10 protein-coding genes are annotated in these 10,120 nt (G+C 75.8%); 4 read left to right on the top strand and 6 right to left on the bottom strand.

Annotated elements, in window-relative coordinates; translation table 11 throughout:
• Both GTR00_RS06790 and GTR00_RS06785 read left to right on the top strand, forming a co-directional pair.
• Positions 1-2,901, top strand: a 2,901-nt coding sequence (locus tag GTR00_RS06790; protein WP_166610876.1) for a bifunctional [glutamine synthetase] adenylyltransferase/[glutamine synthetase]-adenylyl-L-tyrosine phosphorylase, incomplete at its 5' end; no start/stop codon positions are given.
• Between the two features lie 136 nt (positions 2,902-3,037).
• Positions 3,038-3,271 (top strand): hypothetical protein, encoded by a 234-nt coding sequence (locus tag GTR00_RS06785; RefSeq protein ID WP_166610875.1) that lies wholly within the window; start codon positions 3,038-3,040, stop codon positions 3,269-3,271.
• Positions 3,272-3,336: 65 nt separating this feature from the next.
• Here the strand turns inward: GTR00_RS06785 and fgd are convergent, their stop codons facing one another.
• The 3 genes from fgd to glnA form a co-directional block, all read right to left on the bottom strand.
• A complete protein-coding gene (fgd, locus tag GTR00_RS06780) occupies positions 3,337-4,362 on the bottom strand; it encodes a glucose-6-phosphate dehydrogenase (coenzyme-F420) (RefSeq protein ID WP_323132286.1) in 1,026 nt (341 codons plus the stop codon).
• A gap of 74 nt (positions 4,363-4,436) precedes the next feature.
• Positions 4,437-4,766 (bottom strand): STAS domain-containing protein, encoded by a 330-nt coding sequence (locus GTR00_RS06775; RefSeq protein WP_166610874.1) that lies wholly within the window; start codon positions 4,764-4,766, stop codon positions 4,437-4,439.
• Positions 4,767-4,935: 169 nt separating this feature from the next.
• The gene (gene glnA, locus GTR00_RS06770; RefSeq protein WP_166610873.1) at positions 4,936-6,360 is read right to left on the bottom strand and encodes a type I glutamate--ammonia ligase; all 1,425 of its coding nucleotides are present in this window, start codon (positions 6,358-6,360) and stop codon (positions 4,936-4,938) included.
• Positions 6,361-6,535: 175 nt separating this feature from the next.
• Between glnA and GTR00_RS25605 the strand changes: the two genes are divergently transcribed.
• Entirely contained in the window at positions 6,536-6,985 is a 450-nt protein-coding gene (locus tag GTR00_RS25605; RefSeq protein ID WP_166610872.1) for an RDD family protein, read from the top strand.
• Between the two features lie 66 nt (positions 6,986-7,051).
• Here the strand turns inward: GTR00_RS25605 and GTR00_RS06760 are convergent, their stop codons facing one another.
• The 3 genes from GTR00_RS06760 to GTR00_RS22890 form a co-directional block, all read right to left on the bottom strand.
• A complete protein-coding gene (locus GTR00_RS06760; RefSeq protein ID WP_166610871.1) occupies positions 7,052-7,807 on the bottom strand; it encodes a DUF4191 domain-containing protein in 756 nt (251 codons plus the stop codon).
• Positions 7,808-7,891: 84 nt separating this feature from the next.
• The gene (gene lipA / locus GTR00_RS06755) at positions 7,892-8,893 is read right to left on the bottom strand and encodes a lipoyl synthase (protein ID WP_166610870.1); all 1,002 of its coding nucleotides are present in this window, start codon (positions 8,891-8,893) and stop codon (positions 7,892-7,894) included.
• Between the two features lie 52 nt (positions 8,894-8,945).
• On the bottom strand, positions 8,946-9,569 hold the full coding sequence (locus GTR00_RS22890) for a DUF7586 domain-containing protein (protein WP_323132285.1): 624 nt from the start codon (positions 9,567-9,569) through the stop codon (positions 8,946-8,948).
• A 10-nt stretch (positions 9,570-9,579) separates the two neighbouring features.
• Here GTR00_RS22890 and GTR00_RS06745 point away from each other — a divergent pair.
• A partial coding sequence (locus tag GTR00_RS06745; RefSeq protein WP_323132284.1) for a serine hydrolase domain-containing protein occupies positions 9,580-10,120 on the top strand: 541 nt, incomplete at its 3' end.

Raw genomic sequence — 10,120 nt, 5'->3', positions numbered from 1 at the left:
CAGCAGCCGCAGGCCGCGGGCGGGGTCGGTGAACCCCGCCCGCGGCCAGCTGCGCGGTGGCGCTGGTGCGGCGCCCGGGCGCGGTGCTCACAGCAGGGGCAGGTAGCGCTGCAGCTCGAACGGGGTGACCTGCGCGCGGTACTCGGCCCACTCGGCGGCTCGGTCGCCCTGGGCGACCACCTCGTGCGCCACCCCGGGCACTGGACGGCGCTGGTGCCCGCCTCCGCCCCCGACCCCGGTGAGCTGCGCGCCGAGCTGCTGAGCGCGGTGGGCGCCGACCCCGCGGCGGCGGTGCCCGTCGCCGAGCCCGCCGCCGCGGGCACCGCCGGCGCCGAGGCGCTGCGGGTGGCCTACCGCCGCCGCCTGGTGGGCCTGGCCGGGCGCGACCTGGCCGCCGCCGACCCCACCGCCGTGCTGCACGAGACCTCCGCCGAGCTGGCCGACCTGGCCTCCGCCGCGCTGGAGACCGCCCTGGCGCTGGCGCGCGCCGAGGTGCCCGGCGGCGGGGCCGAGTGCCGCCTGGCCGTCATCGGCATGGGCAAGACCGGCGGGCGGGAGCTGAACTACCTCTCCGACGTCGACGTCGTCTACGTCGCCGAGCCCGCCGAGGGCGCCGCGGAGGACGCCGCGCTGCGCACCGGCGCCAAGCTGGCCGCCGCGCTGCAGCGCATCTGCTCCGCGCCCACCGCCGAGGGATCGCTGTGGGAGGTCGACGCCGCCCTGCGGCCGGAGGGCAAGCAGGGCCCGCTGGTGCGCACCCTGGCCAGCCACGTGGAGTACTACCGGCGCTGGGCCAAGACGTGGGAGTTCCAGGCGCTGCTCAAGGCCCGCCCCGTCGCCGGCGACCTCGCCCTGGGCCGCGACTACGTGCGCGGCATCGCGCCGATGGTGTGGAGCGCCGGCGAGCGCGAGGGCTTCGTGGAGGACGTGCAGTCCATGCGCCGGCGCGTGGAGTCGCTCATCCCCTCCAAGGAGGCCGAGCGCCAGCTCAAGCTGGGCAGCGGCGGGCTGCGCGACGTGGAGTTCTCCATCCAGCTGCTGCAGATGGTGCACGGGCGCACCGACGAGCGGCTGCGCCGCAGCGCCAACACCCTGGAGGCCCTGGACGCCCTGGCCGCCTACGGCTACGTCGGCCGCCACGACGCCGGCGAGCTGGACCGCGACTACCGGCTGCTGCGATCGCTGGAGCACCGCATCCAGCTGCACCGGCTGCGCCGCACCCACGTGCTGCCCACCGCCGAGGCGGACCTGCGCCGCCTGGGCCGCTCCCTGGGGCTGCGCGGGGACCCCGTCGCCGGCCTGGAGGACGTCTGGCGCGGCACGCGCCGCGACGTGCGCCGGCTGCACGAGAAGCTCTTCTACCGCCCGCTGCTGAGCGCGGTGGCGCGGCTGTCCTCCGCCGAGGCGCGCCTGGACGCCCAGCTCAGCCCCGAGGCCGCCCGCGCCCGCCTGGCCGCCCTCGGCTACCGCGACCCCGCCGGCGCGCTGCGCCACCTGGAGGCCCTCACCTCCGGCGTCAGCCGCCGCGCCAGCATCCAGCGCACCCTGCTGCCGGTGCTGCTGGGCTGGTTCGCCGACGGCGCCGACCCCGACGCGGGGCTGCTGGCGTACCGGCGGGTGTCCGAGGCCCTCGCCGGCACCCAGTGGTACCTGACGATGCTGCGCGACTCCGGCGCCGCCGCCGAGCGCCTCGCCTCGGTCCTGTCGGCCGCGCGGCTGCCGGTGGACCTGCTGATGAAGAGCCCCGAGGCGGTCGCCGTCTTCGCCGACGACGAGCGGCTGGCGCCCTACGACGTCTCCGAGGTCATCGCCGACGCCGCCGCGGCGGCCGCCCGCCGCGCCGAGCCGTCCACCGCCGTGCAGGCCGCCCGCGGGGTGCGCCGGCGCGAGCTGTTCCGCACCGTCGTCGCCGACCTCGTCGGCGCCCGCGACCTCGCCGGGGTGGGCCGGGCCCTGGCCGACGCCGACCAGGCCGTGCTCGACGTGGCGCTGCGGGTCAGCGCGCAGGCCGTCGCCCGGCGCACCGGCGCGCCGCTGCCCACCCGCCTGCTCGTGGTGGGCATGGGACGCCTCGGCGGCGCGGAGACCGGCTACGGCAGCGACGCCGACGTGCTGTTCGTGCACGCCCCGCTCCCGGGGGCCGCCGAGACGGAGGCCCAGCGCGCCGCCACCGACGTCGTCGCCGAGCTGCGCCGCCAGCTGGGCGCGCCCGGCCCGGAACCGGCGCTGGAGGTGGACGCCGACCTGCGCCCGGAGGGGCGCAACGGCCCGCTGGTGCGCTCGCTGTCCAGCTACCGCGCCTACTACGAGCGCTGGTCGCAGGCGTGGGAGGCGCAGGCCCTGCTGCGCGCGCGCCCGGTGGCCGGCGACGCCGACCTGGGCGAGGAGTTCCTGGCGATGGTGGACCCGCTGCGCTGGCCCGCCGGGGGGATCTCCGAGGCCGACGTGCGCGAGGTGCGCCGCGTCAAGGCCCGCGTGGAGGCCGAGCGCCTGCCGCGCGGGGCGGACCCGCTGCGCCACCTCAAGCTCGGCCGCGGCGGCACCTCGGACGTGGAGTGGACCGCGCAGCTGCTGCAGCTGCGCCACGCCGGCGAGCACGAGGCGCTGCGCACCACCTCCACCGTGGGCGCGCTGAACGGCGCGGTGCGCGCCGGGGTGCTCGACGCCGCCGACGCCGACGTCCTCGTGGGGGCCTGGACGCTGGCCTCGCGCGCGCGCAACGCGGTGGCGCTGTGGCGCGGCAAGCCCGGGGACTCCCTGCCCACCCAGGTGCGCGACCTCGACGGCGTCGCCCGCCTGTTCGGCTTCGAGCCGGGGTCGGCGGCGGAGTTCGAGGAGCTGTACCTGCGCACCACCCGCCGCTGCCGCGGCGTCGTCGAGCGCGTCTTCTACGGCCGCTGACCCGGGCGCCGGCACGGCACCCCGCACGGCGCCCCGCACGGCGCCCCGCACGGCCGCATGATCCGCGGTGACCGGGGGTAGGGGGCCCCGTGGCGCCGCTGCCGCGGTGCTCCGCCACCCACAGGAGGGACCGGACGTGAGCGAGAACCCCGACCAGGACATCGAGCTGGAGGACGTCGGCAGCGGCGAGGCGGCGAAGCGCGCCGGGCAGGCCCCCACCGCCACCGGCGTCGACGACCCCGAGCGCTCGTCGCGCAACACCGCCGCCGGCAGCGGCTCGGAGCCGGGTGACGGGCCGGTCGAGCCCGCCGCCGACCAGGACGTGGACACCGCGGCGAGCATCGAGCCGCACAACGAGGGCCGCGCCTGACCCCCGGGTGTCCCGGTGCCCGCGACGGGCGCCGGGACACCGCCGGCTCAGCCGGTGAGCGGGTCTCAGCCCGCGCGCAGCAGCGGCACCACGTCGGCGGTGAACTGCGACAGGAACCGGGACTGGTCGTGCCCGGGGGCGTGGAAGACCAGGTGGGTGAAGCCCGCGTCGACGTACCCCTGCACCGCGGAGGCCACCTCGCCCGGGTCGGAGGCCACGATCCAGCGCTTGGCGACCTGCTCGATCGGCAGCTCGTCGGCCAGCCGCGCCATCTCCACCGGGTCGTGCACGGAGGCCTTCTGGTCCGGCGTCAGCGACAGCGGCGCCCAGAACCGGCAGTTCTCCAGCGCCCGCTCGGGGTCCTCGTCGAAGGACACCTTGATCTCGATGGTGCGGTCGATGGCCGCCGCCTCGCGCCCGGAGGCGGCCAGGCCCTCCTCCAGCGCCGGCAGCAGCGTCTCCCGGTACAGGTCCATGCCCTTGCCGGAGGTGCAGATGTACCCGTCGCCGGCGCGGCCGGCGTACTTGGTCACCCCCGGTCCACCACCGGCGACGTAGATCGGCACCGGCACCTCGGGGCGGTCGTACACCGTGGCGTCGTGCAGGCGGTAGTACTCGCCCTCGAAGGTGACGCGCTCGCCCTCCCACAGCGCCCTGATCAGCCGCACCGACTCGCGCAGCCGCGCGAAGCGCTCCCTGGCCTCGGGGAAGTCCACGCCCACGGCCGTCTCGTTCAGCGCCTCACCGGTGCCGATGCCCAGGATGACCCGGCCCGGGGCCAGGCAGCCCAGCGTGGCGAACGCCTGCGCGATCACCGCGGGGTTGTAGCGCAGCGTGGGGGTCAGCACGCTGGTGCCCAGCTGCACCCGCGAGGTGCGCGCGGCCACCCACGGCAGCCACGTCAGCGCCGCCGGGGCGTGCCCGTCCACGTGCCGCCACGGCTGGAAGTGGTCGGAGATCCACACCGAGTCCAGGCCGCACTCCTCGGCCTGCACCGCGAAGTCCGCCAGCTGCGCGGGGTCGAACTGCTCCGCCGACGCCTTGTACCCCAGCCTCAGCGCCTGCCCGTGCGTGTCCACCGTCTGCGTCACCGCGCCCCGCCTCTCGTCCGTCGCGTCGCCGTCAACCTAACCCCCGCCCCGGCGCCGGTCCCGGCGCGGGGTGCTCAGGAGGGCGCGCCGGAGCTGCCGGCCTCGTCCTCGCGCACGTCGAGCAGGGTGCCGATGCGGGTCCTGGTCAGCAGGAAGCGCACCACGGGCGTGGGGTGCAGCAGCACCACCGGCTGGTGCGCGGCCCGCGAGGCCAGCCGCGCGAGGAACCCCACGCCGGTGGAGTCCATGAAGGCGACGTCGCGCACGTCCACGACCACCGGCCGCTGGCGGGCCAGCACGGCCGCGCACGCCGTGGACAGCTCGGCCGACAGCGTGGCGTCGACCTCGCCCGACAGCAGGACCCGGGTCTCGTCGACGTCGGCGATGACGACGACGCGCTCCACGCCAGCGACCCTAGGCGAGCCCGCGGTGCCGCGCGAGGTGAGCAGCCCCCGCGCGGCACCGCCGCGCCCGGGACGGCGGGAGCCGCCGCCGGTGACCCGCCCCGGCGGTGCGGGGGCGGGTCACCGACGACGGCTCCCGGTGCGGCTGCGGGCCGGCGGCCCGCACCCGTCAGATGTCGAAGTACATCTCGAACTCGTGCGGGTGCGGCCGCAGGCGGATCGGGTCGACCTCGTTGGTGCGCTTGTAGTCGATCCAGGTCTCGATCAGGTCGGAGGTGAACACACCGCCGTCGAGGAGGTACTCGTGGTCCTCCTCGAGCTTGTCGAGGACGTCGGGCAGCGAGTACGGGACCGTCTTGATGTTCGCGTGCTCCTCGGGCGGGAGCTCGTAGAGGTCCTTGTCGATCGGGTCGGCCGGCTCGATGCGGTTCTTGATGCCGTCCAGGCCCGCCATCAGCTGCGCCGAGAACGCCAGGTACGGGTTCGCCGACGGGTCCGGCACGCGGAACTCCAGGCGCTTGGCCTTGGGGTTGTTGCCCGTGATCGGGATGCGGATGCACGCGGAGCGGTTGCGCGCCGAGTACACCAGGTTCACCGGGGCCTCGAAGCCCGGCACCAGGCGGTGGTAGGAGTTCACCGTCGGGTTGGTGAACGCCAGCAGCGACGGGGCGTGGTGCAGCAGGCCGCCGATGTACCAGCGGGCCAGGTCCGACAGGCCGCCGTAGCCCTTCTCGTCGTAGAAGAGCGGCGAGCCGTCCTTCCACAGCGACTGGTGGCAGTGCATGCCCGAGCCGTTGTCGCCGAACAGGGGCTTCGGCATGAAGGTGACCGTGCGGCCGTTGCGCCAGGCCACGTTCTTGATGACGTACTTGAAGAGCAGCAGCTGGTCGGCCGCGTTCTTCAGGGTGTCGAACCGGTAGTTGATCTCGGCCTGGCCGGCGGTGCCGACCTCGTGGTGCGAGCGCTCCACCTTCAGGCCGGCCTTCTCCAGCTCCACGACCATCTCGTCGCGCAGGTCGGCGAAGTGGTCGATCGGCGGGACGGGGAAGTAGCCGCCCTTGTACCGCGTCTTGTAGCCGCGGTTGCCGCCCTCCTCCGCGCGCCCGGTGTTCCAGGCCGCCTCGATGGAGTCGATGTGGTAGTACGACTCGCGCTGGTTGGTCTCGAACCGCACGTCGTCGAAGATGTAGAACTCGGCCTCGGCGCCGAAGAAGACGGTGTCGGCGATGCCGGTCGTCTTCAGGTGCGCCTCGGCCTTGGCCGCGATGTTGCGCGGGTCGCGGCTGTAGGGCTCGTCCGTGAACGGGTCCACGATCGAGTGGTTGATCACCAGGGTCTTCTCGGCCCGGAACGGGTCGAGGAAGGCGGAGGTCGGGTCCGCGATGAGCTTCATGTCCGACTCGTGGATCGCCTGGAAGCCGCGGATCGAGGACCCGTCGAACATCTGGCCCTCGGTCAGGGCGTCGGCGTCCAACGAGGCGGCCGGCACGTTGAAGTGCTGCATGACGCCCGGAAGGTCGCAGAAGCGGATGTCGACGAACTTGACGTCCTCGTCCTTGATGTACTTCAGGACCTCTTCGGAGTTGCTGAACATCCAACCTCCATGCGCGGAACCGGCCCGGCTGTCGAGCCGCCGTGGACGGGCCGACGGTAGGGGGGCGCCGTTTCGCCCCCGTGTCGCGGGTGTTTCGGCCACGTTACCGAGGTGTCCACGACGGGGACAGGGGTGGTCCGCCGGAGCGCGCCCGCGCGGCGCTTAGGGTGGCGCCGTGAGCGACAGGCCGCCCCGCAGCGCAGCGCCCGGCCCCTCGGGCGCCGACGACGGGCACCCGGTGCCCGGGGTGCGCCTGGGCCTGCCCGCCACCGGCAGCGGCTCCGCGGCCGGCTGGCCGCGCCGCGTCGCCGGCCTGGCCGTCGACTGGGCCCTGGCCACCCTCATCGGCCGCTTCCTCCTGGGCGAGGCGCTGGGCCGCGACCTCGCGCCGCTGGCCGTGCTGCTCGTCATGCACTGGCTGCTCGTCTCCACGCTGGGCATGACCATCGGGCACGCCGTCGCCGGCACGGCGGTGCGCCGCCTGGACGCGCCGCGCCCCGTCGGCTTCGCCCGCGGCGCCCTGCGCGCGGTGCTGCTCGTGCTGGTCCTGCCCGCCGTCGTCTTCGACGCCGACCGGCGCGGGCTGCACGACAAGGCCGCCGGCACCGTCGTCGTGCGACGGTGACCGGCGGCCTGGTCCAGCAGCGGGTCGAGCGAGCGGGTCGAGCGGCGGGCTCGGCGGCCCGCGGGCTCAGCGCCCGCGCATGGCCCGGCGGTCCGGGCGGGCGCGCATCGGGTCCACGCCCTGCGGCACCGGCGGGCGCACCCCGCCCAGCGCGCGCAGCCGCTTGTGCACCGCGGCGACCTCCTGCTTGGTCAGGGTCGGCTTCAGCCGCTGCACGCGGCCGGCCAGCTTGCGCAGCGGCACCTCGCCCTCGCCGCCGCCGTCGCCCACGGTGAACAGGTGCACCGGCACGTTGGGGGCCACGCGGGCCACCTTGCGGCGCTCGCCGTCCAGCAGCTTGCGCACCCGGGTGGGCGGGCCGTCGCCCACCAGCACGATCCCGGCGCGGCCGATGGCGCGGAACACCATGTCCTGGGAGCGGGCCTCGACGGCCACCGGCTCCTGCTCGACCGTCCAGCCGCGGCGGATCGAGCTCAGCGCCGCGCCCGCGGCGCCCTTCTGGCCCTCCAGGCTGACGTAGGCGGCCCGCTCGGCGCGCCGGCCCAGCACGAACATCGCCGCCAGCACGCCGATGAGCAGCCCCAGCAGCGGGAAGTAGATCCAGTGCCCGCTGAGCACGCCCACGAGCACGCCCAGCAGCAGCGGGCCGCCCAGGGCCAGCAGCAGCCACCACTTCGACGCGGGGTCCACCCGCACCGTCATGTCGTAGACCTGCTTGAGCTGGCGGAGCCGCGCGAACCGCTGCTTCTTCGGCTTCGGGGCGGGCGTCGCGCCCGCCTTCGGGGCGGGGGTCGCGCCCGCGCGCGTCTCACGTCGTGCCATGCGGCCAAGGATACGGCGCGCGGGCGCGCGCCCGACCGCCCGGCGGCGCGCCGGGCGGTCGGGGTGTCGGGCGGTCGGGGGCGCTCAGCGCGCCAGCAGGCTGGACGCCTCCTGCGCGGCCGGCACCTCGCGGTCCAGGTGCGCCAGGTGCTCGGGCAGCTCCACCCCGCGCCGGCGCATCGCCTGCGCCCACAGCCGCCCCGCCCGGTACGAGGAGCGCACCAGCGGACCGGCCATGACGCCGGAGAAGCCCAGGCGCTCGGCCTCGGCGGAGAACTCCACGAACCGCTCGGGCTTGACCCAGCGCTCCACCGGGTGGTGCTTGGGGCTGGGCCGCAGGTACTGGGTGATCGTGACGATGTCGCAGCCGGCGCCGCGCAGGTCCGCCAGCGCCCCCACGACCTCCTCGTCGGTCTCGCCCATGCCCAGGATGAGGTTGGACTTCGTCACCAGGCCCGCCGCGCGGCCCTGCGCGATGACGTCCAGGGAGCGCTCGTAGCGGAACGCCGGGCGGATCCGCTTGAAGATGCGCGGCACCGTCTCCACGTTGTGCGCGAAGACCTCCGGCGCGGCGTCGAAGACCTGCTGCAGCAGCTCGGGGCGGCCGTTGAAGTCCGGCACGAGGATCTCCACGCCGGTGCCCTCGTTCAGCGCGTGCGTCTGGCGGATCGTCTCCGCGTACAGCCACGCGCCCCCGTCGGCCAGGTCGTCGCGCGCCACCCCGGTGATCGTGGCGTAGCGCAGCCCCATGGTCCGGATGCTCTCCGCCACGCGGCGCGGCTCGTCGCGGTCCAGCGGCGAGGGCTTGCCGGTGTCGATCTGGCAGAAGTCGCAGCGCCGGGTGCACTCCGAGCCGCCGATGAGGAACGTCGCCTCCCGGTCCTCCCAGCACTCGTAGATGTTGGGGCAGCCGGCCTCCTCGCACACCGTGTGCAGGCCGCCGCTCCTCACCAGGCCCTTCAGCTCGGTGTACTCCGGGCCGGTGCGCGCCTTGGTGCGGATCCACGACGGCTTCCGCTCGATCGGCGTCTCGGCGTTGCGCGCCTCGATGCGCAGCATCCGCCGTCCCTCGGGTGCGATCGTCACGCGCCCAGGGTACGTCCCGCCCCCGGCCCCCCGGCGCGCGCCGTGGGCGGGGTCACGGCAGCCAGCCCGCCGGGTCCACCCCGCCGGGCACGTCCGCGCCCGGGTCGTACGGGGTGCGCGTGAGCCGGAAGCTGGCCAGGTCCAGGTGGCTCACCGCCCCGTCCGCCCCGCGCACCGGGCGCAGCACCTCCCCGGCGTAGTACTCGTCCAGGCCCCGCCACGACCCGGGCCGCTGCTCGTCGCGCACGAAGCGCGAGGAGCGCCCCCGCCCCGCCAGGCCCGTCAGCTCCAGCGCGTCCGCCTCCACCGGCTGCGGCCGCCACGGCCGCGGCGGCGCCGGCTCGGCGTCGGTGAACGCCGTCAGCAGCCGCACCGCCAGGTCGCCGAACCCCGTGGTGGAGTTCGTCAGCGCCACCACCGCGTCGGAGGTCTCCACGTCCACCCGCAGCAGCGCCACGAACCCCGGCATCGAGCCCGAGTGCCCCGCGAAGCGCCGCCCGCCGGCGTTCCACACCTGCAGGCCCAGCCCGTACCCGCCGCCCCACGCCGCCCCGCGCGCGTCGTCCACGGCCTGCGGCTGCCGGGCGCCCTCGACCGTCTCGCGGCGCAGCACGCCCGCCCCGTCCGCCACCACGCCGGCCACGGCGGGCACGCAGTACCGGATCGGCTCGATCACGAAGACGTTCGTGGCCGCCGGGGTGCTGCGGTGCGTGGAGGACGGCCTGACCGGCCTGGACGAGCCGCTGGGCGCCCACCTGCCCGAGCTGGGCGCGCGCGGGGTGGGCGCGCTGACGGTGGGCCAGCTGCTGGGGCAGGCCTCGGGCCTGCAGGCGGAGACGGACGGGCCGTGGTGGGAGCGCACGCCGGGCGGGGACTGGCGTGAGCTGCTGCCGCTGCTGGGGCCGGGGGCGCTGCGCCACCGCGCCGGGACGCGCTTCCACTACTCCAACCTCGGCTACGGCGTGCTGGGCGAGCTGCTGGGGCGGCTGCGCGGGGCGGCGTGGGACGAGGTGGTGGCCGGGCAGTTCCTGCGCCCGCTGGGGATGGACCGCACGAGCACCCGCCCGCGCGGGCCGGCCGCGCGGGGGTTCGCGGTGCACCCGTGGGCGGACGTGCTGCTGCCCGAGCCGGAGCACGACGCCGGTGCGATGGCGCCGGCGGGGCAGCTGTGGTCGACCGTGGAGGACCTGGCCCGCTGGGCCGGCGTGGTGGCGGACGGGGCGGGCG

The sequence above is a fragment of the Kineococcus indalonis genome (assembly GCF_009906395.1).
GTDB lineage: Bacteria > Actinomycetota > Actinomycetes > Actinomycetales > Kineococcaceae > Kineococcus > Kineococcus indalonis.
The sequence above is the reverse complement of the archived record's forward strand: the minus strand, read 5'-3'. Positions and strand labels throughout refer to the sequence as shown.